At 73.1% G+C, this 23,918-nt stretch carries 21 protein-coding genes, 1 tRNA gene and 1 pseudogene; 11 read left to right on the top strand and 12 right to left on the bottom strand.

Annotated features, from left to right (window positions below):
- Window positions 1-43: 43 nt before the first annotated feature.
- The 7 genes from glpR to AB0K43_RS15085 form a co-directional block, all read right to left on the bottom strand.
- A complete protein-coding gene (gene glpR, locus AB0K43_RS15115) occupies window positions 44-1,261 on the bottom strand; it encodes a gephyrin-like molybdotransferase receptor GlpR (RefSeq protein ID WP_363639653.1) in 1,218 nt (405 codons plus the stop codon).
- A gap of 150 nt (window positions 1,262-1,411) precedes the next feature.
- Window positions 1,412-2,038, bottom strand: coding sequence for a GNAT family protein (locus AB0K43_RS15110; RefSeq protein WP_363639704.1), 627 nt, complete (start codon window positions 2,036-2,038; stop codon window positions 1,412-1,414).
- Window positions 2,035-2,592, bottom strand: a complete 558-nt coding sequence (locus tag AB0K43_RS15105) for a MogA/MoaB family molybdenum cofactor biosynthesis protein (RefSeq protein ID WP_363639651.1) — start codon at window positions 2,590-2,592, stop codon at window positions 2,035-2,037. Before AB0K43_RS15105 ends, AB0K43_RS15110 begins: the two co-directional genes overlap by 4 nt.
- Window positions 2,589-3,086: a cyclic pyranopterin monophosphate synthase MoaC gene (gene moaC / locus AB0K43_RS15100; protein WP_363639649.1), complete on the bottom strand. Its 498-nt coding sequence runs from the start codon at window positions 3,084-3,086 to the stop codon at window positions 2,589-2,591. The genes AB0K43_RS15105 and moaC overlap by 4 nt, the downstream gene beginning before the upstream one ends.
- Window positions 3,087-3,148: 62 nt before the next feature.
- Window positions 3,149-4,465 (bottom strand): gephyrin-like molybdotransferase Glp, encoded by a 1,317-nt coding sequence (gene glp, locus AB0K43_RS15095; protein ID WP_363639647.1) that lies wholly within the window; start codon window positions 4,463-4,465, stop codon window positions 3,149-3,151.
- Window positions 4,466-4,489: 24 nt separating this feature from the next.
- On the bottom strand, window positions 4,490-5,410 hold the full coding sequence (gene galU, locus AB0K43_RS15090) for a UTP--glucose-1-phosphate uridylyltransferase GalU (RefSeq protein WP_363639645.1): 921 nt from the start codon (window positions 5,408-5,410) through the stop codon (window positions 4,490-4,492).
- Between the two features lie 53 nt (window positions 5,411-5,463).
- Window positions 5,464-6,522 carry a GGDEF domain-containing protein gene (locus tag AB0K43_RS15085; RefSeq protein WP_363639643.1) on the bottom strand — a complete coding sequence of 353 codons (1,059 nt, stop codon included), beginning with the start codon at window positions 6,520-6,522 and terminating at the stop codon, window positions 5,464-5,466.
- Between the two features lie 60 nt (window positions 6,523-6,582).
- Here AB0K43_RS15085 and AB0K43_RS15080 point away from each other — a divergent pair, with 60 nt between their 5' ends.
- Window positions 6,583-7,176, top strand: coding sequence for a 5-formyltetrahydrofolate cyclo-ligase (locus tag AB0K43_RS15080; protein ID WP_363639641.1), 594 nt, complete (start codon window positions 6,583-6,585; stop codon window positions 7,174-7,176).
- A gap of 69 nt (window positions 7,177-7,245) precedes the next feature.
- Here the strand turns inward: AB0K43_RS15080 and AB0K43_RS15075 are convergent, their stop codons facing one another.
- The gene (locus AB0K43_RS15075; protein ID WP_363639639.1) at window positions 7,246-9,972 is read right to left on the bottom strand and encodes a penicillin acylase family protein; all 2,727 of its coding nucleotides are present in this window, start codon (window positions 9,970-9,972) and stop codon (window positions 7,246-7,248) included.
- 208 nt (window positions 9,973-10,180) lie between these two features.
- Here AB0K43_RS15075 and AB0K43_RS15070 point away from each other — a divergent pair, with 208 nt between their 5' ends.
- The 5 genes and pseudogenes from AB0K43_RS15070 to AB0K43_RS15050 form a co-directional block, all read left to right on the top strand.
- Entirely contained in the window at window positions 10,181-11,668 is a 1,488-nt protein-coding gene (locus AB0K43_RS15070) for a potassium/proton antiporter (protein WP_363639637.1), read from the top strand.
- A 309-nt stretch (window positions 11,669-11,977) separates the two neighbouring features.
- The gene (locus AB0K43_RS15065) at window positions 11,978-13,294 is read left to right on the top strand and encodes an MFS transporter (protein ID WP_363639635.1); all 1,317 of its coding nucleotides are present in this window, start codon (window positions 11,978-11,980) and stop codon (window positions 13,292-13,294) included.
- A gap of 149 nt (window positions 13,295-13,443) precedes the next feature.
- The gene (locus AB0K43_RS15060; protein ID WP_363639633.1) at window positions 13,444-13,785 is read left to right on the top strand and encodes an FmdB family zinc ribbon protein; all 342 of its coding nucleotides are present in this window, start codon (window positions 13,444-13,446) and stop codon (window positions 13,783-13,785) included.
- A 349-nt stretch (window positions 13,786-14,134) separates the two neighbouring features.
- Entirely contained in the window at window positions 14,135-14,410 is a 276-nt protein-coding gene (locus tag AB0K43_RS15055; RefSeq protein WP_363639631.1) for a hypothetical protein, read from the top strand.
- 64 nt (window positions 14,411-14,474) lie between these two features.
- Window positions 14,475-14,570 (top strand): annotated as a pseudogene (locus AB0K43_RS15050) (MscL family protein); the annotation flags it as partial.
- Between the two features lie 72 nt (window positions 14,571-14,642).
- Here AB0K43_RS15050 and AB0K43_RS15045 read toward each other — a convergent pair.
- Entirely contained in the window at window positions 14,643-14,861 is a 219-nt protein-coding gene (locus AB0K43_RS15045) for a hypothetical protein (RefSeq protein ID WP_363639629.1), read from the bottom strand.
- Window positions 14,862-15,014: 153 nt separating this feature from the next.
- Entirely contained in the window at window positions 15,015-15,896 is an 882-nt protein-coding gene (locus AB0K43_RS15040; protein WP_363639702.1) for a sigma-70 family RNA polymerase sigma factor, read from the bottom strand.
- Window positions 15,897-16,342: 446 nt separating this feature from the next.
- Between AB0K43_RS15040 and AB0K43_RS15035 the strand changes: the two genes are divergently transcribed.
- The 3 genes from AB0K43_RS15035 (at window position 16,343) to AB0K43_RS15025 (ending at window position 20,205) form a co-directional block, all read left to right on the top strand.
- Window positions 16,343-17,128, top strand: a complete 786-nt coding sequence (locus AB0K43_RS15035) for a phosphatase PAP2 family protein (protein WP_363639627.1) — start codon at window positions 16,343-16,345, stop codon at window positions 17,126-17,128.
- Window positions 17,129-17,521: 393 nt separating this feature from the next.
- Window positions 17,522-19,426 carry a murein biosynthesis integral membrane protein MurJ gene (gene murJ / locus AB0K43_RS15030; protein WP_363639625.1) on the top strand — a complete coding sequence of 635 codons (1,905 nt, stop codon included), beginning with the start codon at window positions 17,522-17,524 and terminating at the stop codon, window positions 19,424-19,426.
- A 14-nt stretch (window positions 19,427-19,440) separates the two neighbouring features.
- The gene (locus AB0K43_RS15025) at window positions 19,441-20,205 is read left to right on the top strand and encodes a class I SAM-dependent methyltransferase (RefSeq protein WP_363639623.1); all 765 of its coding nucleotides are present in this window, start codon (window positions 19,441-19,443) and stop codon (window positions 20,203-20,205) included.
- Here AB0K43_RS15025 and AB0K43_RS15020 read toward each other — a convergent pair.
- Window positions 20,106-20,768: an HAD family hydrolase gene (locus AB0K43_RS15020; protein ID WP_363639621.1), complete on the bottom strand. Its 663-nt coding sequence runs from the start codon at window positions 20,766-20,768 to the stop codon at window positions 20,106-20,108. The genes AB0K43_RS15025 and AB0K43_RS15020 overlap by 100 nt on opposite strands.
- A 146-nt stretch (window positions 20,769-20,914) precedes the next feature.
- On the opposite strand from AB0K43_RS15020, the gene AB0K43_RS15015 reads away from it, so the two are divergent.
- Window positions 20,915-21,853, top strand: coding sequence for a nuclease-related domain-containing protein (locus tag AB0K43_RS15015; protein ID WP_363639619.1), 939 nt, complete (start codon window positions 20,915-20,917; stop codon window positions 21,851-21,853).
- Window positions 21,854-21,968: 115 nt separating this feature from the next.
- Here AB0K43_RS15015 and AB0K43_RS15010 read toward each other — a convergent pair.
- Window positions 21,969-22,041, bottom strand: a tRNA-Arg gene (locus AB0K43_RS15010).
- Between the two features lie 358 nt (window positions 22,042-22,399).
- Between AB0K43_RS15010 and AB0K43_RS15005 the strand changes: the two genes are divergently transcribed.
- Entirely contained in the window at window positions 22,400-23,905 is a 1,506-nt protein-coding gene (locus AB0K43_RS15005; RefSeq protein ID WP_363639617.1) for a glycosyltransferase family 39 protein, read from the top strand.
- Window positions 23,906-23,918 lie beyond the last annotated feature (13 nt).

The raw sequence follows: 23,918 nt of genomic DNA, 5'->3' as shown, positions 1-23,918 counted from the left end.
TGGCGGTGGCCTGCGACGGGGCGGTCGGGGTGGGTCGGGGTGGTCATTCGTTGGCGGCGCGCAGCCGGGGCTGGCACTCCGCCTCGGCCGGGGGCGGGCCGTGCTCGGCGTACTGGTCGAAGAGCGGCGTGTTGCGCGCGTCCGCCGTGGTGCGGCCGGAGTCCCAGGTGCCGGGTGCGCCGAGGTCGAGGCTGCGGGTCACCCGGGGGGCGACCGGTGCGGTCACGTAGGTGGGCAGCGGGACGGGCACCGGCTCCCAGGAGTCGGGGCCGGCCGCGCCGCGCTCCCGCATGCCGTCCACCCACTCCTCGTGCTCGGTGGCCTCGGCCACGGCGGTGGTCGCGGACTCCGTCCGCACCCGCTGGCCGCGCCGGTCGCCGCGGATCTCGCGCCCCTCCCGGCTCGCGCGGGCTTCGCGGCCGTCACCGGCCTCGTGCCCGCCGGGCTCGGCCGCCAGCCGCAGGTGCGGGCGGCCCGGGTCGGCCGCGTGCGCCTCGTCGTGCCGGGCGGCGGCCCGGTCGGCCTCCGCCTCGGCCCGCTGACGCTCGCGCTCGCGGGCCCGCAGCCGCTCGGCGGCCTGGGCCGCCCGCGCCCGGTCGAGCTTCACCTCGAACCGCTGGCGCTCCAGCCGGCGCAGGTGGCCGATGTACAGGGTGAGGAGGAGGGCGGGCACCATCGGCACCCAGATGAACGCCACGCCCGCCACGGCGGCCGCGACCGCACCGAGGGCGAAGGCGAAGAAGAGCGCGGTGACCATCCGGCGCCGCCGGGCCAGCAGCCGCGCCCGGCGCTCGACGGAGGCCGCCCCGTGCCCGTGGACCTGTCCGTGCCCGGGTTCACGACGAACCTCTCCCGCCGAGGACGCCGAGGGCGCCGGCGCGGACACCGATTCAGGAAGCTCGGACTCGGACTCGGACTCGGGCTCGGACTCGCGCTCGGGTGGCACCTCTTCGGCGCCCGCCGCATCGACCCGCGCCGCTTCGGGCGAAAGCTCGGAATCGGGCTCGGGCGCGGAGTCGAGGTCGCGCGAAAGCCCGGGCTCGGCGTCGGTCGCACCGTCACCGGTCTCGGTCTGGTCACCCAGGGTCCTGGCCGCTCGCCGCTCCATGGCCGAACGTCCGGCCAGCAGGCGGATCGCGGTGCTGAAGCGTTCCGTAGGACGCGACTCGTTGAGCTCGTCCTGCCTGCGGAGCCACATCGGCACCAGATAGGCAGCCCAGGCCCCTACGATGACCGCGTAGATAAGGCCGCTACTGCTCACGTTTCACACGGTACGGGCGCAGGGGAAGGCCTGGCAGCAATTTGGCACGGCGTGTCGTGTGATCAAGCTGATTCTCCGACTATTTTGCCGCTATTTGTGACGGCTCGCCCCGGGCGCGATGCCATATCGATATCTATTTCGAACATACATTCAATTACCGGATCTACGGCCACTTCTGACCGACCGCCAGCGGGCCAGCATCCCCTCCGGCACCTCCTCCACCGTCAGTGCGTACACCAGGTGGTCGCGCCAGTCGCCGTCGATGTGCAGATAGCGGGGCCGGACCCCTTCCTCGCGGAAGCCGAGCTTCTCCACCACCCGCCGACTCGGCCGGTTCTCCGGCCGGATGCAGACCTCGATCCGGTGCAGGCCGAGGGCGCGGAAGCAGTGGTCGACGGCCAGCGCCACGGCGGTCGGCATGATGCCCTTCCCGGCGGCCGACTCGTCGATCCAGTAGCCGACGTTGGCCGAGCACATCGAGCCCCAGGTGATCCCGCCGACGGTGAGCTGCCCGACCAGCTGGTCCTGGTACAGCACCACGAACGGCAGCATCCGCCCAGCGGCGGCCTCACCCCGCAGGTACCGCACCATCTGCCGGTAGGTCGGCCGGGAGCCGCCCGGGCTGCCCACCGGGACCGGCGGGACGGTGGCCTCCCAGCGCCGCAGCCAGTCCCGGTTGCGCCGGCTGACCTCCTGCCAGGAGCGCTGGTCGCGGACCCGGATCGGACGCAGCGTGATGTCACCCTCGCGCAGTTCGACCGGCCAGCCCGTGTTCAGCTCGCACTCCCCTCGGTGCGCCCGGGCTCGCCGGCAGCGGGCCCACCGGTGGCGGGCCCGGCCGGGGCCGGGGTGGTACCGGGCCGCGGATGGTCGCCGCCCGCCAGCTGGTCCACGGCGTGCGGGAGCAGCTCCGCGAGCACGGCCAGGCCGTCCTTGACCCCGCCGGTCGAGCCCGGCAGGTTGACGATCAGGGTGCGCCCGGCCAGCCCGGCCAGCCCCCGGGAGAGCGCGGAGGTCGGCACCTTCTCGCGCCCGTACGCCCGGATGGCCTCGGGGATGCCGGGGATCGGGCGGTCGAGCACCCGGGCGGTCATCTCCGGGGTGAGGTCCATCGGCGAGATGCCGGTGCCGCCGGTGGTGAGCACCACGTCGTACCCGGCGGCGACGGCGGCCCGCAGGGCGGCCTCCACCGGCTCGCCGTCCGGGACGACCTGCGGGCCGTCCGCGCTGAAGCCCATCCGCCGCAGGCCCGCCACCAGCAGCGGGCCGCCCTTGTCCTCGTACACGCCGGCCGAGGCGCGGTTGGAGACGGTGACGGCCAGGGCCCTCATCGCTCGTCCTCGCGGGCCCAGTCCCCGCTCTTGCCACCGGTCTTGGTGAGCACCCGGACGTCCTCGATGGCGGCGGCCTTGTCGACCGCCTTGACCATGTCGATCACGGTCAGGCCGGCGACGGCGACGGCGGTCAGGGCCTCCATCTCGACGCCGGTGCGGTCGGCGGTCCGCACGGTGGCGGTGATCTCGACGGCCCGGTCGGTGACGGCCAGGTCCACCTTCACCCCGGAGATGGCGATCGGGTGGCAGAGCGGGATCAGGTCGGGGGTCTTCTTGGCCCCCATGATCCCGGCGATCCGCGCCACGGCGAGGGCGTCGCCCTTGGGCACCCCCTCGCCGCGCAGCAGCTCGATCACCCGCGCCGAGACCCGGACCCGTCCGGCGGCCACCGCGGTGCGGACGGTGGTGGCCTTCGCGGAGACGTCGACCATCCGGGCGGCGCCGGTGTCGTCGACGTGGGTGAGGCGGTCGCCGCTTGGGTTGTCGGTCACGGGTCACTCCAGGAGCGCGGGTCGAATACCGCGCTACCGTACAACCAAGCCCGCCCGTGGGCTCACCCCGACTGCTCCGTGAGCAGGACGACGTCGACCGTGCTGCCGGCCGGGACGGCGGTGCTGTCCTCGGGGACGATGATCAGGCAGTTCGCCCGGGCCAGCGCGCCGACCAGGTGCGAGCCCTCGCCGCCGACCGGGGCGACCCGCCCGTCGGCGTACCGGCCGCGCAGGAACTGCCGGCGGCCGGCCGGGGAGCGCAGGTCCGCGGTGCAGTACGCGGGCACCACCGGGCGGTGGATGTCGGGCGCGCCGAGCATGGTGCGGATCGCCGGGCGGACGAACAGCTCGAAGGAGATGTAGGCGCTGACCGGGTTGCCGGGCAGGGCCAGCAGCGGGATGCCGGCGCCCTCGCCGATCCGGCCGAAACCCTGGGGCTTGCCGGGCTGCATCCGCAGCCGGCGGAAGTCCACCCCGCCGTAGCTCTCGAAGACCTCCTTGACCACGTCGTACGCGCCGACGCTGACCCCGCCGCTGGTGACGATCAGGTCGGCCCGACCTAGCTGGTCCTCCAGGACGGAGCGCAGCAGCGTCGCGTCGTCGGGGACGCCGCCGACCCGGTACGCGATGGCGCCGGCGTCCCGGGCGGCCGCGGTGAGGGTGAAGCTGTTGGAGTCCGAGATCCGGCCGGGACCGACCGGTTCGCCGGGCTGGACCAGCTCGCTGCCGGTGGAGAGCACCACCACCCGGGGGCGGGGGCGGACCCGTACGGTGCCGCGGCCGATCGCGGCGAGCAGGCCCAGCTGGGTCGGCCCGAGCACGGTGCCGGCGTCGAGCACCCGGTCGCCCGCTCCGAGGTCGCTGCCGCGGCGGCGGATGTGGTCGCCCTCGCCGACCGGGCGCAGCACCCGGACCACCTCTTCGGCCACGGCGGCGCCCATCGCGTCGGCGGCCCGCCCGGTGCCGGTGCCGCCGTCGGTCCACTCGACCGGGGCGACCGCCTCGGCGCCCGGCGGCAGCGGGGCGCCGGTCATGATCCGGGCGGCCTGGCCGGGACCGACCTTGGGCAGCTCGCCGGCGCCGGCGGCGATGTCGCCGACCACGGCGAGCACCGAGGGGTACTCGCCGGTGGCGCGGGCGGTGTCGACGGTGCGCAGGGCGTAGCCGTCCATCGAGCTGTTGTCGAAGGGTGGCAGGTCGACCTCGGAGGTGACGTCCTCGGCCAGCCGGCAGCCCTGGGCGTCGAGCAGTTGCAGCTCGATCGCGGGCAGCGGGGCGATCCGGGCGAGGACGTCGGCCAGGTGCTCGTCGACGCTCCACATCCGGGGCGTCGCCGGGGCCGAGGGCTCCTCGCAACAGGGGTTGTCTCTCCCGGTCATCGCCTCACGCTCGCTCTCGTCGGTTCAGCTCTGCATCTCGGTGGCGACGAACTCCTTGAGCCAGGACCGGAACTCCGGGCCGAGGTCCTCTCGTTCGGACGCCAGACGGACGATAGCGCGCAGGTAGTCGGCGCGGTCGCCGGTGTCGTAGCGGCGGCCCTTGAAGAGCACGCCGTGCACCGGGCCGCCCTGCGACTCCTCGCGGGTGGCGAGCTCGCGCAGCGCGTCGGTGAGCTGGATCTCGCCGCCGCGGCCGGGCGGGGTGTTGCGCAGCACGTCGAAGACGGCCGGGTCGAGCACGTAGCGCCCGATCACCGCGTAGTTGGAGGGGGCCTCGGCGGTCTCGGGCTTCTCGACCAGGTCGGTGATCCGGAAGACGTCGTCGCCGAAGCCGTTGGGCTTGACGGCGGCGCAGCCGTAGAGGTGGATCTGGGCGGGGTCGACCTCCATCAGCGCGACCACGGAGCCGCCGAGTTCCTGCTGGACCTCGATCATGCGGGAGAGCAGCGGGTCGCGCGGGTCGATCAGGTCGTCGCCGAGCAGGACGGCGAACGGCTGGCCGGCCACGTGCTGTTCGGCGACCAGGACGGCGTGGCCGAGGCCCTTGGGGTCGCCCTGGCGCACGTAGTGCATGTTGGCGAGCTGGACGGACTCCTGGACCCGGCGCAGGCGGTCGTGGTCGCCCTTGCGGGTGAGCAACTCCTCCAGCTCGTACGCCCGGTCGAAGTGGTCCTCCAGAGCCCGCTTGTTGCGGCCGGTGACCATCAGTATGTCGGAGAGGCCGGCGGCGGAGGCCTCCTCGACGACGTACTGGATGGCGGGCTTGTCGACGACCGGCAGCATCTCCTTGGGAGTCGCCTTGGTCGCCGGCAGGAACCGGGTCCCCAACCCGGCTGCGGGCACGACAGCCTTGGTGATGGGGGTGCGGGCGTGCGTCTGTGTCATGCGGTGACCTTACTAAGGCGTGCTGGCGCCCAACTGAGAGTGATATGAACCGACTATGAAACCGTATCCCGCGCGGCCTCCGTAGCGGTGACCCGAGAGGGGCGGGCAGGGGCGGTGGGAGCCTTGCCTGCGCAGGTGGACACACTACCCGGCCCGCCGACCGCCCCCGGAACCATCAGGTGAGGGCTGCGAGGCGGTTGTGCGGCGGCCGCGTCGACAGCAGGTGCCGGGGCCGGCCCGGCCGGCTCCCCGGGGTGGCCGCCACGGGCCGGGGCCGCCCCGTCACCGGCAACCCCTTCGTGGACAACCGTTCCGTTGACATCCGCGCCGTCCGGCCGGCCGGACGCCGCATCCGCCACCTCGGCCACGCGCTCGGCCGCACCCTCGCGGTGGTGCCACTCGCCGCCGTGCCAGCGGTCGCCCCCGGCGGCGCGGGCCTCGCCCAGCGCCCGGTCGGCCGCCCGCAGCAGCAGCGCGGCGTGTCCGCCGTCCTCGGGCAGCACCGAGATGCCGATCGCGGCGGTGAGCCCGTTCCCCCCGGCCGAGCGCCGCGGGGCCGGGCCTGCCGGCGACCAGTCCAGCAACTGGTGGCGCCGTACCGCCCAGCAGAGCCGCTCGGCGACCTGGACCGCGCCTTGGGCCCCGGTGTCCGGCAGCAGCACCAGGAACTCCTCGCCGCCGTACCGGCCGAGGGTGTCCGAGCGGCGGATCTCGATGCTCAGCCGCTGCACCAGGTCGCGCAGGATGGCGTTGCCGCGGCCGCGGCCGTGCTCGGCCACGATCGCCTCGAAACCGGCGATCTCCAGCATCAGCAGGGCGAGCGGGCGCGGCCGGCCCTCGCCCTGCTCGGCCCGGCGGGAGCGCTCGATCTCGCGGTCCAGGGTGAGCTGGAGGTGCCGGTAGTTCCACACCCCGGTGAGCGGGTCGCAGGCCGCGGTGCGCTGCAACTCGGCGCACTCCTGCTCCAGTTCGGCGATCCGCCGGCTCAGCTCGGCCTCCCGGAGCGCCGCCCCCGCGGTGCTGCGCCGCAACCGCAGCCCGCACCAGCCGGCGGCCGCCAGCGCGGCCGCGCCGATCGGCGCCAGGGCCTCTACCAGGAGCGGGGTGGACATCGGCGGCCTTCCGCATGTCAGGCTCTGCTCACCGTGCCGGCGCCGAGCTGTGGAGATCCCTTGACTGCCAATCCTTTGTCCAACGACAAGGCCGGGCTGAGGTCACGGCTGCTGGCCCGGCGGCGGGCCCTGACGCCGGCCGAGCGGACCGCGGCCGCCGAGGCGCTGGCCGAGCACGCCGGCCGGCTGGCGGAGCCGGACGCCACCGTGGCGGCGTACGTGTCGGTCGGCGCCGAGCCGGGGACGGGGCCGCTGCTGGACGCGCTGCTGGCCCGCCGGGTCCGGGTGCTGCTCCCGGTGCTGCTGCCCGACAACGACCTGGACTGGGCCCGCTACACCGGCCCCGGGCAGCTGGCCCCGGCCTCCCGCGGCCTGCTGGAGCCGACCGGCCCGCGACTCGGCCCGGCGGCGGTGTGCTCGGCCCGGCTGGTGCTGCTGCCGGGCCTGGCGGTCGACCACCGGGGCATCCGGCTCGGGCGCGGCGGCGGCTCGTACGACCGGGTGCTGGCCCGGCTCGCGGCCGCCGGGGCCGAGCCGGACCTGGCCACCGTGCTGTACGACCACGAACTGCTGGCCCGGGTGCCGGCCGAACCGCACGACCTGCCGGTCCGGGCGGCGGTCACCCCCTCCGGGGTGGTCCGCTTCGCAGGCTGACCGGCGCCGACCCGGTGGCCGGCGCCGGTCGGCCCGGCAGCCGGGTCAGCGGGTCAGCGGGTCAGCGGGTCAGCCGGGCAGCAGGGTCATGGTGTGCTTGGCCGCCTTGCCCACCGCGTCCGGCGAGTACGCCCAGGTCAGCAGCTGGCCGTCCGCCCACAGCTGGGTCTGGTCGTTGTAGTTCGGGTGGAAGGCGTGGCCGGAGGCTCCGCCGACGTTGATCCACTGGGAGGCGTCGAAGTCACTCAGGTCGACCACCATCCGCATCGACGGGATCCAGTCGACCTGGTACCCGGCCGCCGCGTTCCAGCCCGCCGCGTCGACCGCCGCGGTGCCGCCGGAGAGCTGGTAGGGCCCCCGGTTGAGCAGCCGGTGGACCAGGCCGGAGGCGATCGAGGAGTTGTCGGTGCCGAGCGTCTGCTCCTTGAGGGTGAGCGTGTGCAGCCGCCCCCAGCTCCAGGTCTTTATGTCCTTGCCCAGCTGCGCCGTGAGGTCCTGGCGGGCGTCCTTCATGGCCTCGCCGAGCAGGCCGTCCAAGCCGTGCTGCTGGCGGTGGTTGGAGTCGATGTAGTCCCACCAGCCGTTGTCGGGCTTGCTGAGCAGCTGGCGGACCACCTCGGTCCAGCGGTCGCCGCCGTCCGGCTGGGCGTTGGCGGCCGCGCGGGTGCCGCACTCGGTGACCGCCTGGGTGGTGTTGCCGACGGCGCCCTCGGGCAGCGTGGCGTCCCGCTTCTGCCGGACCAGCAGGCAGTCCCCCTCGGCCCGCAGGCCGGCCGGGAACTTCTGCCCGAAGGCCAGGGTGAGCAGCTGGCGCCAGACCCCGTTGTAGTACGCGGCGGCGGCCGAGTCGGCGTCCTGCCGGAAGTTCCAGTCCTTGAGCAGGTCCTGGGCCTCGCGCACGTAGGGGTCGTCGACCTGGACCTTGAGCAGCAGCGGGACCAGGGTCTGCGCCATCACGCTGGTGTTGTCCAGCTGGATGGCCTGCATGTCGGTCGGGGAGATCTTGCCGCCGTTCTTCAGGCGGGAGTCGATCTGGTCGGAGATCTCCTTGGCCCGGGTGCCGTACTCCCAGTCCTTGGTCAGCAGGTACTTGTAGCCGGTGGGATCGATCACGGCCTGGTTGGCGGTGACGATGTAGCCGGCCGCGGGGTTGAAGCTGTACGGCAGGGCCTTGAAGGGGACGAAGTCCTTCTTCCAGCCGTAGGACGAATCCCAGCCCGGCGCCGGGTAGGTGCCGTCGCCCTTGGTCCGCTGCGGGATCATGCCGGGGGCCTGGTAGCCGATGTTGCCCTTGGTGTCGGCGTAGATCAGGTTCTGCGCGGGGACGGCGAAGTCGGCGGCGGCGGCCTGGAAGTCCGCCCAGCCGGCCGCCCGGTCGAGCTTGAAGACGGCGTCCATGGTCTGGCCCGGGACCAGCGCGGTCCACTGCAGCGCGACGCCGTAGCCGGCCGCGCGGTCCGGAGCGGCGTTGCCGACCGGGGCGTTCTGGCCGACGTGCTGCTGCTGGGTGCTCTGGTCGGAGATCAGCGGCAGCCCCTCCTGGGTGCTGCGCACGGTGATCGTCCGGTCCTCGCCGCCGGCGACCTTGATGGTCTCCTTGCGGGACTGGAACTTCTTCTCCTTGCCGTCCACCAGGTAGGTGTCCGGACCGGTGACCTTCTCCAGGTAGAGGTCGGTGACGTCGGCGCCGAGGTTGGTGAAGCCCCAGGAGATGTCCCTGTTGTGGCCGATCACCACGCCGGGCATGCCCGAGAAGGTGAAGCCCGCGGTGTCGTAGTTGCAGGTCGCGCTCACCGTGCGGCAGTGCAGCCCCATCTGGTACCAGATGGACGGCAGGCCGGGGCCCAGGTGCGGGTCGTTGGCCAGCAGCGGCTTGCCGGTGGTGGTGTGCTTGCCGTCGACCACCCAGGAGTTGGAGCCGATGCCCTGGCCCTGGCGGCCGAGCAGCTGCGGCATCGCGGAGATCTTGTCCGAGACGTCCTTGAGCAGGGCGTCGCTCGCGGCCCGGGCCTGCGTGGTGGCGCCGGCCGGTGCGGTGGCCCCGTCGGCCGGCTTGTAGCTGCCGTCGGCGGCGAGGGTGCCGGTCTTCACGATCGTGCCGTTGCGGGCGTAGGGGTAGTCCGGGTAGAGCTGGGAGATCTGGTCCGGCCCGAAGCTCTGCGAGAGCAGGGCGCGGTCGATCTCCTCCTGGAGGTTGCCGGAGAGGTTCCAGGCCATCGCCTTGAGCCAGGCCACCGAGTCGACCGGGTCCCACTTCTCGGGCTTGTAGTCGCCGTTCACGGCGCCGAGCAGGGTGTACTCCAGCGAGGCGTCCGACCCGCCCGGGTGCTCCTGGAGCCAGGCGTTCACGCCGTCCGCGTAGGCCTGCAGGTTCTTCTTGGTGTCCTCGGACAGCTTGGTGTCGTACTCCTGCTGCGCGACCTGGCGCCAGCCCATGGTCCGCAGGAAGCCGTCGGTCTCCACCTGGCCGGAACCGAACATTTCGGACAGCCGCCCGGCGGTGATGTGCCGGCGGACGTCCATCTCCCAGAAGCGGTCCTGGGCCTGGACGTAGCCCTGGGCCCGGAACAGGTCGGCGTCGGTGTCGGCGTAGAGCTGCGGGATGCCGTAGCCGTCCCGCTTGACGTCGACCGGGGCGGTCATCCCGGCCACCTTCACGGTGCCCTCGACGACGGGGAAGGAGGCGTGCACGGTGCGCACCCCCCAGTAGCCGCCGCCGGCCACGGCGCCGACCAGCAGCACGGCCAGCACGAGCACGATCAGGCGAGCGCGCCGGAACTTCTTCGAGCGGGACATCCGGATCCTTGGCTGGGGAGATTGCGGCCGTGACAGGTCACCACATTAGGGCGACTCAGGTGGCGCACGAACACGGGGGAGGCCCACGGTGGGGTCCTGGGGACGATACCGGGCAGGGCGGCGGAAATCCGAGATCAAAGATCAGGTAAAATGTTAGACTGAGTAACGATTCATCAGCTGCCCCCTCACATCACCGAGGTGCTCCTGCGTGACCGTCGACCAGCTGAACCAGTTCCTGCTCGAGTTCTCCGTGATCCTGCTGGTCGCGGTGGTCGCCGTGCGGATCTCCACCCGCTCCGGGCTGCCGAGCCTGTTGATCTACCTCGGCATCGGGGTCGCCCTCGGCCAGAACGGCCTGGGCGTCACCTTCAACAACGCCGAGCTCACCCAGGTCCTCGGCTATGCCGCGCTGGTGGTGATCCTGGCCGAGGGCGGCCTGAAGACCAACTGGAAGTCGATACGGCCGGTGATGCCGGCCGCCACCGCGCTGGCCACCGTCGGCGTCGCGGTCAGCGTCTTCGTCACCGCCGCCGGCGCGCACCTGCTGGTCGGCCTGGACTGGCGCACCAGCATGCTGCTCGGCGCGGTGGTCTCCTCCACCGACGCCGCGGCGGTCTTCTCGGTGTTGCGGATGGTGCCGCTGCCCGAGCGGCTGACCGGCCTGCTGGAGGCCGAGTCCGGCTTCAACGACGCCCCCGTGGTGATCCTGGTGGTCGCCTTCGCCACCGCCGGGCCGCTCGACCCCTGGTACGTCCTGGTCGGCACCATCCTGGCCGAGCTCGCGATCGGCGCCGCCGTCGGCTACGCGGTCGGCCGGATCGGCGCGTACGGGATCAAGCACGTCGCGCTGCCCTCCTCCGGCCTCTACCCGATCGCCGTGCTGGCCCTGGTGGTGCTCGCCTACGCCGGCGGCGCGCTGCTGCACGGCTCGGGCTTCCTGGCCGTGTACATCGCCTCGGTGATCCTCGGGAACAGCAAGCTCCCGCACGGACCGGCCGTCCGCGGCTTCGCCGACGGTCTGGCCTGGATCGGGCAGATCGGCATGTTCGTGGTGCTCGGCCTGCTGGTCACCCCCGAGACCATGCGGTCGGCGATAGTGCCCGCCCTGGTGGTCGGCGCGGTGCTGGTCTTCGTCGCCCGCCCGGCCTCGGTGTTCGCCACCATGACCCCGTTCCGGCTGCCCTGGCGCGAGCAGGCCCTGCTCAGCTGGGCCGGCCTGCGCGGCGCGGTGCCCATCGTGCTGGCCACCATCCCGCTGGTCGCCCAGGTGCCCCAGGCCCAGGAGCTGTTCAACGTCGTCTTCATCCTGGTCGTGGTCTTCACCCTGCTCCAGGGGCCGACCCTGCCGCTGGTCGCCCGCCGGCTGCGGATCGGCGAGGGTGCGCTCGGCCAGGACCTGGGGATCGAGTCGGCGCCGCTGGAGAAGCTGCACGGCCGGCTGCTCTCGGTCTCGCTCTCGGCCGGCTCCCGGATCTCCGGTGTCGAGGTCGGCGAGCTCCGGCTGCCCAAGGGCGCGGCGGTCACCCTGGTGGTGCGGGACGGTTCGAGCTTCGTACCCGAGCGGGCGACCGTGCTGCGGGCCGGGGACGAGCTGCTGGTGGTCACCACCGAGGAGGTCGGCGAGACGGCGGAGCGCCGGCTGCGCGCGGTCGACCGCGGCGGCAAGCTGGCCGGCTGGCTGGAGGGGCGGCGGTAGTCCCCGTCCGAGGGCAGGTATGTGCTGCTGTTCACCTTCCGTTGCCAGGTGGGGGTCGCCGGGACCGGCTAGTATGAAGGTGTATAAGCGTTGAATGACTGAACCACCCGCAACATCTGCCTGAAGCAGAGTTGGCGCGACCGCTCGGCGGCCGCGGTCCGCACTGAACTGCCTCAACCGGCCCCGCTTCCACGATCCGGCCGGACGGACCCGGTATCTACCCCGGTCGACGCGCGAGAGGACGACTCTCGGCGCCGTCGGGGCTCTCCCTGCCCTTGCCGCGCTACCAGGCAGCAGGAAGGACCGACCGTGACGGCCCGCCGAACGGTCGACAGCCCCACCGCCCCTGCCCGCACCGTCCCTGCCCGCGCCGGATACGGGGCGCTGCTGCGCACCCCCGGCGCCTGGACGTTCCTGGCGCCGGCGTTCGCCGCCCGGCTCCCCTACGCGATGCTCAGCCTGGGCATCATGCTGCTGGTCATCCGGACCAACGGCTCCTACGGCGTGGCCGGCGCCGTGGCGGCGACCGCCGCGGTCGCCCAGGCCCTGGTCGGCCCGCAGACCGGCCGGCTGGCCGACCGCTACGGCCAGGCCGCCGTCCTGCTGCCGAGCATCGCCCTGCACGCGCTGTCGGTCGGCGCCCTGATCGCGCTGGCCCTCGGCCACGCCCCGGTCTGGACGCTGTTCCTGGCCGCCGCCCCGGCCGGCGCCAGCGTGCCGCAGATCGGCGCGATGGTCCGGGCCCGCTGGGTCGGGCGGCTGTCCGACCGGCCGGCCATGCTGAACACGGCCTTCGCCTTCGAGTCGGTCACCGACGAGTTCACCTTCGTGGTCGGCCCGGTGCTGGCCACCGCGATCGCCACCCAGGTCAGCCCGGCGGCCGGGCTGATCGCCGAGGCCGCGCTCACCGTGCTCGGCGGGCTCGCGTTCGCCGCCCAGCGCCGTACCGCGCCCGCCCGGCACCCCCGGGTCGAGGGCGCGCAGCGCGTCTCCGCGCTGGCCTCCCCCGGCGTCCGGCTGCTGGCCGGCTCGTTCCTGGGCGTGGGCGCCGTCTTCGGCGCCATGCAGGTCTCGGTGACGGCGTTCACCGAGTCGGTCGGCCGGGGCGGCGCCAGCGGCACCGTCTACGGCATCTTCGCCGGCGGCTCGATGGTCGCCGGGGTGCTCTACGGTCTGATCGGCTGGAAGCGCTCGGCCCGGCAGCGGATGCTGTTCAGCTACGCGCTGCTGGTGGTCGGCTGCTCCACGCTGTGGGCGATGCCCGACCTGACCGCGCTGACCATCGCCGGGCTGTGCTGCGGCCTGGCCATCGCGCCGACCCTGATCACCGGGTACACCCTGGTCGAGACCCTGGTCGGCGACGGCGCCAAGACCGAGGCCTTCACCTGGCTGACCGGCGCGATCGGCCTGGGCCTCGCGATCGGCCAGACCGTCGCCGGCCAGCTGATCGACCAGCGCGGGCCCTCCGCCGGGTTCCTGGTGGCGCTCGTCGGCGCCGGTCTGGGCCTGGTCGCCCTGGTCTCGCTGCGGCGGCTGCTGGTCGCCCCCGGGGCGCGTAGCCGCACGGTCGCGCGCAGCGGCGGGATGGCTCCCAAGAGCGCCAAGATCGCGGCCGCGGAGGGCTGAGCACCGGCCCCGGCACGGGGCCCCGGTGGCGATCTGACACCCGGATCACATCCGGAGCGCTGGACTCGGCCCACGGAATACCGCATCATTGAACATCGTTAGCACTCATCAGGCCCGAGTGCCAGAGGGAAGTGCAGGAGGAAGAGCAAGTGCCCACGTACCAGTACCAGTGCACCGAGTGCGGGACCGGCCTGGAGGCGGTGCAGAAGTTCACCGACGACGCGCTGACCACGTGCCCCGAGTGCCAGGGGAAGCTCCGCAAGGTCTTCTCGGCCGTGGGTGTGGTCTTCAAGGGCTCGGGTTTCTACCGGACCGACAGCCGTTCGTCGTCCAGCAGCTCGGTGACCCCGGGGGCGTCGAGCTCCTCGTCCACCGGCTCGTCGACGCCCTCGGCGCCCGCCGCCGCCGGCTCCGGCAGCTCCTCCGGCTCCTCCAGTTCCTCGTCCTCGTCCTCCTCGTCGACGAAGGCGTCCGCGCCGGCCGCGAGCTGAGGCGGGGCGAGCAGGGGGTTTCCGGGTCGCACCCGGACCAGTACGCACCGAGGCCCGGTGGCGTCGCGCTTGCGCGGTGTCGCCGGGCCTTCGGCGTGCCGGGGCTGCTTCCGGCGTTCCCAGGTGTGCCGGGGGCTGCTTCCGGTCTGCCGGGGCTGGCGCCGGGGTGCCGGGGCTGCGTCAACGGGGGTGGCCGAGCCATCCGTCCGGGCTACCCGAGTTGTCCACATGGCCGGGTTGTCCACAGGAATTCGCGGGGGCATTCCGGGAACGGTCGGGTCGCCGCAGGCTGTGTCCCGCGGGTCCGCTCCTGGGCCCGCCGGATCCGGACCGAAGGCGGTGCCCGACCATGACCACGGCTGCCCACCTCACTGCCCCACCCCCGGCCCCCGCGGTGCCACCGCGGCAGGAGGTTCCCTTCTTCCCGCCGATTCGGCGTGGTGGTGGCGGTCGTCACCGGCTCCGGCAGACGGTCCGGCACCGGCCCGGGCTGTTGCTGGCCGGGCTGCTCGCCGCGGCGGCCGTGCTCTCGGGGCCGCTGCGGGGCGGGGCGCCGCCGCCGCAGGCCGTCCCGGGCGGCTCCGGGGTGGTCGGCGAGGTGCGCTGCACCGCCGGGCCGCCCTGAGGCGTCGACCGAGCGGCATGGAATTCACCCGCGACCGATCATGCCCGTCCCCGTTCGGGGCAGCATGAACGGCTTCAAGGAATTCCTGCTCCGTGGCAATGGCGTGGGCCTCGCCGTCGCGGTGGTCATCGGTGCCGCGTTCACCGGCGTCGTCAACGCCTTCGGCCGCCCCTGAGGCGTGCGCCGCGCTCTCCTTGGCCCTCCGGCCGCCCCGGCCGCCCCGGGGTGCCGCTCAGTCCCCGTGGTGGGGCGGCCGCTGGCTCAGGTACCAGTCCAGCCCGTGTCCGCCGCTCTCCCCGCCCCGGGGGCGCTCCCCCCAGCCCTGGTCGGTGTCATCGCTGGTCTGCCGGTCCAGCGGGTCGCCGAAGACCAGCTCGCGCCCAAGCACCGGCTGCTGCTTCCCGTTGCCGTCCTTCTCGCCGCTGCCGCCCTGCTCGCCCGGCTCGCTCATGCTGCCCAGCCTCCCGTCGCTCCCGTACCGCCATCGGCCCACCGTCAACCCCACCACGTCCACCCCACCACCAGCCTAGGCCGCGTAGCGGGCGGCCCCGGCACGGCCGAAGCCGCACCGGGGCCACCGGTCGATCCGTCGCGCCCGCCCTGGTCAGGCCGCCTCGAAGCCCGCGTGGTCGGCGATCTTCTTCAGCTCGGCCAGCGCGTGCTTCTCGATCTGCCGGATCCGCTCCCGGGTCAGCCCGTGCTGCTTGCCGACCTCGGTCAGTGTGCGCTCGCGGCCGTCCTCCATCCCGTAGCGGGAGCGGATTATCGAGGCCGTCCGGTCGTCCAGCCGGTCGATCAAGGTGTCCAGCTCCTCGCGCCGGAGCATGACCATCACGGCGTCCTCGGGGGAGACCGCGCCGGTGTCCTCCACCAGGTCGCCGAACTGGGTCTCGCCCTCGTCGTCGACCGACATGTTCAGGCTGACCGGGTCCCGCGCCCAGTCCAGCACGTCCTTGACGCGCTGCTCGCTGATGTCCAGCTCCGCACCGATCTCGGCCGGCTCCGGCTCGCGGCCGAGCTCCTTCGCCTTCTCCCGCTGCACCCGGCGGATCCGCCCCAGTTCCTCGACCAGGTGCACGGGCAGCCGGATCGTCCGCGACTGGTCGGCGATCGACCGGGTGATCGCCTGCCGGATCCACCACGTCGCGTACGTGGAGAACTTGAACCCCTTCGAGTAGTCGAACTTCTCGACCGCCCGGACCAGGCCCGCGTTGCCCTCCTGGATCAGATCCAGCAGGGGCAGACCACTGCGCGGGTAGCGCCGGGCCACGGCGACCACGAGTCGCAGATTGGAGCGGATGAAGACGTCCTTGGCGCGCTCGGCGTCGTCGGCTATGAGTTCCAGCTCCTCCCGCTTCACTCCCGCAGGGAGGGAACCCACCTCGAGCAGGTGCTGCGCATAGACGCCGGCCTCGATCCGGAGCGAGAGTTCGACCTCCTCGGCGGCGTCGAGCAGGGGCGTCCTGGCGATCTCGTCCAGGTACATGCCGACAAGGTCGCGGTCGGCCTCGAAGTTGGTCGGGCGGGCCGAGCGAGTCCGGTCGGCCCTGTCGCGAACGACGGCACGGGTGGCCATGCTTGCTCCCTTGCTGGTGTTGCCGGGTCTGCCTGCGTCTGCGCCGATCAGGGCAGATCGGCGCGGCGGGATCCTCGGGAGATCCCCACGGGGAGATCCACGGGCTCAAAGAGGTGCGGGCCTCACTGAGGCTCACACGTAACGATCCAACGCACAGAAATCGGACAACATTCCCAACTCACTCAGATTTTCCCCCGCCATGGAGTATCCTGCCCATTTTGCCCCCGATTCGATACCCAGCGTTATCAATCCTGCGCGCCATGCAATCGTCGAATCTGCGATAACTCGACACAAAAGATGCCGAATCGGGACTCACCCTGCGTCGGAAAGGCCGCCCCACCGGGAAGGTGACAGCCATGCAGCAGCCGATCGACGCGCTCTACCAGAGACAACGTCGCCGCCACGCCGAATGTGCCGCGCTGGCCGTCGGTGCCGCCGTGCTGTTCGCGCTGCTGCTCACCCTGGTGCTCGGCGACTGGGGCCCGCTGACCCGGCTCGACCACGCCTCGGTGGCCTCGCTGCACCGGTACGCCCGCCGGCACACCGTGTCGACGGCCGCCGTCCGGACCTTGGCCGATCTGGGCGGTCCGGTCACCATGCGGATCCTGTTGCTGCTCGTGGCCGCCTGGCTGCTGCGGCTGGGCGCCCGGACGCTGGCCGGGTGGGCCGCCGCCCTGGTGCTGACCGGGTGGCTGGCCGGCCGGCTGACGCAGCTCCTGATCGACCACCCGCGCCCGCACTTCCCCGACCCGATCGCGCGCGCCGCGGGCCCGTCCTTCCCGTCCGGGCCCGCGATGGCCTCCCTCATCACCTGTGCCGCGCTCGCCGCACTGCTGTGGCCGCGGGTGAACCGCGCCGGGCGGTACGCGGCCTGCACCCTGGCGGCCGCCCTGGTGCTCACCGTCGGCTGGAGCGGGATCGCACTCGGCCTGTACTGGCCGAGCGACGTGCTGGCCGGCTGGCTCGGCGCCGCGGCGGTGCTGGGCGGCGTGACGGCGGTGCTGGAGCTCTGGCACCCGGGCGCGCTGCTGCGGGACTCCCGCCGGGTCGAGTGGCGGACCCGGCCGCGGGTGCAGCGCGTCCTGGTACCCGAAGGGACGACCCGGCCGATCGAGGAGGGTCCACCGGACGAGGATTCCTGACGGGCGGTGAGGAAGATCACATCACGACAGGGGCAACCCGGGGAGGGGCTCGGAGCGTGGTCCAGCAAGCTGTTGACTTCCCGGCACGCCGCGACAAATCACCCAATACCGGGCAAACGCTCGCCAATCCAGCACACCGGCTGCTCAACTCCACCGAGCCATCGCCCGGGTGGCGCTCATCACCCGCGGCACCCGGCTCCCCAGTGCGTGCCGAATTGAGGCAGACTTCTCCGGCTGGGGTGCGGTCCGCACCCGGCACGGGGAGGCCCGGTCCGCGGTGGACCTGGCCGGCCTTGTCCGACAGGTCGACTCCGTACACCGACGTTTCGCCGGACGGGCGGCGCGGAATCGCTCCGCAGCGCCGCTTCCCAGGCACCGAGTGACGGGGGTCTGATGACCATGCACACGACGGACGGGTCCTTCGACCCGAACGCGTCCATCGACCCGCCCACCATGGCCCTGCGGATCCCCCTGCAGCCCTCCCCCGGCGCCCCGCCGATGCCCCCCGTGCCGCCCACGGTCCCTGCCCAGGGGCCCGCCCCGGCTCAGGCCCCGGCCGAGAAGCCGGCGACCTCGGCCGGCCGCAACGGCCTGATCATGGCGCTGGGCACGATGGCCTCGCGCGCGCTCGGCTTCGTCCGCAGCGCGATGATCGTCGCCGCGCTCGGTTCGGCCGGCCTCGGCGACTCGTTCAACATCGCCAACTCGCTCCCCAACGTCGTCTACATGATGCTCATGGGCGGCGTCCTGGCCTCGGTGTTCGTCCCGGAGCTGGTCCACGCGGCGCAGACCCACAAGGACGGCGGCGTCGCCTACACCGACCGGCTGCTGACCATCTGCGGCGTCGCACTGATCGTCCTGACCGTCGCCGCCTGGTGCGCCTCCCCCCTCATCGTGGACGCCTACTCGGGCTACCCCCCGGGTGTGAAGCGCGACCTGACCATCGCCTTCGCCCGCTTCTGCCTGCCGCAGATCTTCTTCTACGGCGTCTTCACGCTGTTCGGCCAGGTGCTCAACTCCCGCGACCGGTTCGGCGCGATGATGTGGACCCCGGTGCTCAACAACGTCGTGGCGATCGCGGTCTTCGGCCTCTACATGGTGATCGGCTCCAACGCCAAGACCGTGGACGCCGTGACCACCGCCGACGTGGTGCTCCTCGGCCTGGGCAGCACCCTCGGCATCGTCGTACAGGCCGTCGGCCTGCTGCCCTCGCTGCGCAGCTCCGGCTTCCGCTGGCATCCGCGGTTCGACTGGCGCGGCGCGGGGCTGGGCAGGCCGCTGCGGTCGGCCGCCTGGGCGCTGGCGCTGGTCGCCGTCACCCAGCTGTCCTTCGCGGTGATCAGCCAGCTGAGCGCCCGGGCCGGCGACCTCGCCGAGCACGCCCACCTGCCGATGGGGCTCGGCAACTTCGCCTACACCAACGCCTACCAGCTCTTCGTGGTCCCGCAGGGCGTGATCACCATCTCGCTGGTGACCGCCCTGCTGCCCGGCATGTCCCGGGCCGCCACCGCCGGCCGGTACAGCCAGATCGGCTCCGACTTGGCCGGCATGCTGCGCACCTCGGCCGCCATGATCGTCCCGGTCACCGTCCTGTTCGTGACCCTGGCCACCCAGATCACCGCGATCGCCTACCAGCACGGCAAGACCACCCCGGCGGACGCCTGGGTGATCGCCCAGGTGCTGATCGCCTTCGCGATCGGCCTGCCCGCGTTCTGCGCCCAGTACGCGCTGGCCCGCGGCTTCTACGCGATGGGCGACGCCCGCACCCCGTTCTGGCTGACCGTGGCGAGCACCGCGACCAACGCCGGACTCTCCGGCGTCGCGTACTGGCTGCTCGACCCGCGCTGGATCATCATCGGGATGGCCACCGCGCAGACCGTCGCCTGCGTCCTCAGCGTCGCGCTCACCGGCTGGGCCCTCGGCCGCCGCCTGCGGCAGGCGCCGAAGCCGGCCGTGCCGGCGCAGGCCGGCCCGGACGCGACGCTCACCCTCGGCACCCGCCGCTCCAAGCCCACCAGCGGCCTGGAGGGCGGCCGGGTGCTCACCCTGCACCTGGCGATCCTGCTGGCCTGCGTCCCGGGCGCGGTGGCGGCCCACTGGATCGCGGCCTGGTTCGGCCCCGGCACGTTCGGCAACCTGGCCGGCCTGCTGGCCGGCTCCGCGGCGGTGCTGCTCTCGCTGTTCGCACTGGCCCGCCCGCTCGGCGCGGGCGCCGCCGTGGCGCCGCTGGCGCGGAAGCTGCGCATCCCCTACCCCGAGCCGGTCACCGCTGCCAGCAGCGGGCGCCACCGGCGCTGAGCGGACCCCGGCAGATGTTCGACTACCTGGCCCGGACGATGGCCGCGTACGAGAACGGCCAGGAGAAGTACGAGCAGGCGACCCGCGCGATGACCCCAGGCGCGGAGCTGGACCGGTTCGTCGCGCTGCTGCCGGGCCCGCCGGGCGCCCCGGTCCTCGACGCCGGCTGCGCCTTCGGCCGCGACACGGCGCTGCTGGCCGAGCGTGGCCTCGACGTGCTGGGCGGCGACCTCTCGCCCTCCTTCGTCGCCCGGGCCCGCGAGCTGCATCCCGGGCTCGCCTTCGAGCAGCTGGACGTCTGCGCGCTCCGGCTGCCGGACGCCTCCTACGCCGGGGTCTGGTGCCAGGCCACCCTGCTCCACCTCAGGGACGAGCACATCGCCCTGGCCCTGGGCGAGTTCGCCCGGGTCCTGGTGCCCGGCGGCGCGGTCTTCGTGAGCTTCAAGGAGGGCGAGGGTACCGAGGAGCTGGTGGAGTCCTTCAGCAGCGACGGCACCCGGTTCTTCAACTACCAGAGCGTGGCGGGCGTGCGCACCCTGCTCGCGGCGGCGGGCTTCACCGTCCTCGCCGTGGAGCGGGAGAACGAGCTCGCCCGCTACGGCCCCGGGCACCGCGACCTCACCTGGCTGCACGCCTTCGCGGTCAAGGCCGGCGGAGCCGCCCCGGCCGAGCCTCGCGGTCAGGCGCCGGCCAGCAGCTCCGGGAGCCTGCGCATGTCCTCGAACACCACCGTGCCCGGACCGGCCAGCCGACCGGCCGGGGTGACTCCCCCGGCATAGCCGAAGGACCGCATCCCGGCGGCCCGGGCCGCCTCGACACCGGGCCGGCTGTCCTCGACCACACCGCACCGGCCGGGTTCGGCCCCCATCCGCTCGGCGGCGTACAGGAAGAGGTCGGGCGCCGGCTTGCCCCGGGCGACCTCGGTGGCGCTGAAGATCCGGCCCGCGAAGCGCTCGTACAGGCCGGTGCGGCCCAGCGTGTGCCGCATCTTCTCGTGGCTGCCGCTGGACGCCACGCAGTACCGCACCCCGAGGCCGTCCAGCGCGTCCAGCGCCGCCACGATGCCGTCGACCGCCGACAGTTCCGCGTCCACGGCCTCCTGGTGCAGCTCGACGAACCGCTCGCCCCAGGCCTCGGCGACCTCCACGCCCAGCCGGGCACCGATCTTCTCCCCGATCGACACCGTGGACCGCCCGACGAACTCCTCCACCACCTCGTCCGCACTCAGCGGCCACCCGAACTCGGCGCCCAACGCGACATGGGCCCGCACCGCGATCGGTTCACTGTCGACCAGCACCCCGTCGCAGTCGAACACGACCAACTCGACCGTTCCGCCACCCACGCCCGCTCCCCCGTCCCTCACCCTGCATCCGCCCCAGCATCCCAGGCCCCCGCCGGGTCGCCGGCGCCGGGCTTGGCCGATCGCGTTCTTGTCAGGGGCCGGCGCACGTGCTGATCTCGTGTCAGGTCGGGTACAGAGGGGGCAGCGTGGAGGAGTTGACGGTCAAGCCGTGGCGGGTGCCGGGGAAGGATCGGCTGTACGTCAACCTGGCGGGGGTCCGCGGCAAGGCCGTCGCCTGGCTGGACTGCCCGACCGGGGCCGTCACGATCACCGACGATGCCTTCGAGGCTGCCGCGCTGGCGAAGATCAGGGAATGGGTCGGCTCGTGCGGCCGCCGGATCCCGCCGCTGACGATCACCGGGAGACCGGCGGCTCCCGCTGAGCCGCCGATCGCCTCACCTCCGCCTCTGCCACCAGCTGCCATTCCACCCCTGGCCCCGCTGTCGGACGCCGACGACCTGGCCCGGAACCAACCTGGCACCGGCGTCCGGAGCATGATCCGGACCGAGGAGGCCCAACGAAACTGGCTGGTCCGGGCCGCAGCGAAGCTGACCCGCGAGAACCTGGCCCGCCGGGAGCTGGTGACCGGTCTGCACGGTGAACAGCTGGTCGGCGGACTGCTGAACAGCCTCAGAGGGTCCGGCTGGTACGTGCTGCACGGCGTGCCGCTGCCGAGCGGGGCGGACATCGACCACGTGGTGATCGGGCCGCCGGGCGTGTTCACCGTGAACACCAAGCACCACCCCGACGCCTCCGTCCTGGTGGGCGACAAGCGGGTGCTGGTCAACCGGAACAGCTTCCCGTACCTCGCGAACGCCGAGTTCGAGGGACGGCGGACGGCCGCTCTGCTGACGAGCTGGTGCGGCTTCGACGTACCCGTCCAGCCGGTGGTGGCGGTGGTGGGCGCCCGCAAGCTCACCCACAGCGGCCGGCCGGCCGTGGCGGTGCTCGCCGGCGAGCAGATCATCGCGGCGCTCTCAGCCCACCCCCCGGTCCTGACCCCCACCCGGGTCGACGCGGTCTTCACGGTGGCCCGCCGCCGCAGCGTCTGGGCTCACGTGGGACGGCGCCCACCGCGCTCCTGACCGTCGTCACGACGACGGGTGGCACAGCGGGCGCACCACATGACAGAGGGCCGGCTCCCGAGGATCTCCCTCGTGAGCCGGCCCTCATCACGTTCTGCGCCGCGAGCAGCAGGTGTGCCCCAGGCAGGATTCGAACCTGCGACACCGGCTTTAGGAGAGCCGTGCTCTATCCCCTGAGCTACTGAGGCCGACGGGCGGGTGCACCCGGGGACTGCAGGCTCGGGCCGCACGGCTTCGCGGGCACGAGGTCGCAGCCGAGCGGCCGACCGATCCCTGACAGACTAGCGGATCCGGCCTCCGAAGATCTCCCCTTGGCGGGCCCGGCGCCCGGTGGCCGCCCGACGGCGGGCCGGCGCCCCGGCCCCGGGATGCGGTCGTGGCCGCGCGGGCGGCGCCCGCTCCCCTTCGCCTCGGCCGACATGCGTACCCACCGAGGCAGCTGCGTCGTTGTGCACTCGAACCGGACGCTTCCGATCCGGTGCGGCAGTTCGCGGGATATCGGGCGAAATCTGCCTTATCAGGCGATTTAGGTAGTGTGCTGGGTACATGGGGAATTGGCCACGGAGCATCAGGTCGGTCGTCGTCTGGCTCTGTCCCGCGCTGGTGATGCTGGCGGTGGGGCTCTGGCGAATCGGTACGCCGGAGCTCTGGCGGGACGAGCTGTCCAGTTGGAGCGCCGCGACCCGTGGGCTGGGTGAACTGTTCGGCATGCTCGGCCGGGTGGACGCCAGCATCGGCGCCTACTACGTGGTGCTGCACCTGTGGACCGAGGTCTTCGGCACCTCCCCCGTCGCCCTCCGGCTGCCCTCCGCGCTCGCCATGGCCGGCGCGGCCGCGTTCACCGCGCTGAGCGCCCGGCGGTTGTTCCGCAGCCCGACGGCCGGCCTCGCCGCCGGACTGCTGTTCGCGACGGTGCCCTCGGTCTCCCGGTACGCCCAGGAGACCCGCGCCTACGCGCTGGTGGCCTGCGCGACGGCGGCGGCCGTCTGGTGCCTGTTCCGCGCGCTGGACCGCCCCGGGGTCGGCCGCTGGGCGGCCTTCGCGGCCTGCACCTCGGCAGCCGGACTGCTGCACCTCGTCTCGCTGAGCGCGCTGGTCCCCGAGCTGGCGGTGGTCCTGCTGCGGGCGCGGCGGCCGGGCAGCCGCGGGCCGCTCTGGCAGTTCCCCTGCGCGGCACTGCTGGCCGTCCTTCCGGCGGTGCCGGTGATGTTGCTCGGGCAGCAGCAGTCCGCCCGCCAGCTCTACTGGGTGCTGCGACCCGACGGGCCCGCGCTGTGGCACTTCTGGAGCGGGCTGTTCGGCGCCCCCCAGGTGACGTACGTCTTCCTCGCGCTCGCCGGGTGCGCACTGCTTCGCCGCCCCGGGCCGGCCACCGAGCTGCTGCTGCTCGCGGTGCTGCCGGTGCTGGTGGTGTGGCTGGCCTCGCAGGGCGAGATCTCGTACTTCCTCGACCGGTACCTGCTGTTCACGCTGCCCGCCTGCGCCGCACTGGCGGGCGGCGGGGTCGATGCGCTGTGGGTCCTGCTCCGGGGCTCCGCCGCGCTCCGGGGGGCCACCCCCGCCCGGGCGGCCTCCGCGCTGACGGTGGTCGCGGTCGCGGTGGTGCTCCCCGGCCTCCTCGGCTTCCCGGCGCAGCGGGCGGAGCGCGGCGGCCGCGCGCACGGCGCCCCCGACTACCGCGGTGCCACGGCCGTGCTGGCGGCCGGCTACCGCAGCGGCGACGGCCTGGTGGCGATCGGCGGCGCCGAGGCCTGGCAGATGGCCGGCCCCGGAATCGCCTACCATCTTCCGCCCGGGGTACGGCCCACCCAGCCGTTCGTCCAGAAGTCGGCCATACAGGCCGACGACCTGTTCCCCAGCGAATGTCCGGCGCCCGCGAGCTGCATCGGAAACGAGCCACGGGTGTGGGTCGTTACCATCGGCACAGGTGATGACCCGTACCAGGGCCTCCCGGCGGAACAAGCCGGGGCACTCCGGACAGTATTCACCCCGACCGAGGTCCGACATGTTCGTGGACTAACGGTGTCGCTGCTGGTGCGCAGCCGCCGGTAGCCGGCGCGCAGGG

It is taken from the genome of Kitasatospora sp. NPDC049258 (assembly GCF_040678895.1).
Taxonomy (GTDB): Bacteria; Actinomycetota; Actinomycetes; order Streptomycetales; family Streptomycetaceae; genus Kitasatospora.
The sequence above is the reverse complement of the archived record's forward strand: the minus strand, read 5'-3'. Positions and strand labels throughout refer to the sequence as shown.

Bases quoted from the DNA above. Each gene is read 5' to 3' on its own strand.
- AB0K43_RS15105 (WP_363639651.1), bottom strand. From the start codon at position 2,592: ATGAGGGCCCTGGCCGTCACCGTCTCCAACCGCGCCTCGGCCGGCGTG.
- glp (WP_363639647.1), bottom strand. From the start codon at position 4,465: ATGACCGGGAGAGACAACCCCTGTTGCGAGGAGCCCTCGGCCCCGGCG.
- AB0K43_RS15085 (WP_363639643.1), bottom strand. From the start codon at position 6,522: ATGTCCACCCCGCTCCTGGTAGAGGCCCTGGCGCCGATCGGCGCGGCC.
- murJ (WP_363639625.1), top strand. From the start codon at position 17,522: ATGACCATGCACACGACGGACGGGTCCTTCGACCCGAACGCGTCCATC.
- AB0K43_RS15005 (WP_363639617.1), top strand. From the start codon at position 22,400: ATGGGGAATTGGCCACGGAGCATCAGGTCGGTCGTCGTCTGGCTCTGT.
- AB0K43_RS15040 (WP_363639702.1), bottom strand. From the start codon at position 15,896: ATGTACCTGGACGAGATCGCCAGGACGCCCCTGCTCGACGCCGCCGAG.
- galU (WP_363639645.1), bottom strand. From the start codon at position 5,410: ATGACACAGACGCACGCCCGCACCCCCATCACCAAGGCTGTCGTGCCC.
- AB0K43_RS15045 (WP_363639629.1), bottom strand. From the start codon at position 14,861: ATGAGCGAGCCGGGCGAGCAGGGCGGCAGCGGCGAGAAGGACGGCAAC.
- AB0K43_RS15035 (WP_363639627.1), top strand. From the start codon at position 16,343: ATGCAGCAGCCGATCGACGCGCTCTACCAGAGACAACGTCGCCGCCAC.
- AB0K43_RS15025 (WP_363639623.1), top strand. From the start codon at position 19,441: ATGTTCGACTACCTGGCCCGGACGATGGCCGCGTACGAGAACGGCCAG.
- AB0K43_RS15075 (WP_363639639.1), bottom strand. From the start codon at position 9,972: ATGTCCCGCTCGAAGAAGTTCCGGCGCGCTCGCCTGATCGTGCTCGTG.
- AB0K43_RS15055 (WP_363639631.1), top strand. From the start codon at position 14,135: ATGACCACGGCTGCCCACCTCACTGCCCCACCCCCGGCCCCCGCGGTG.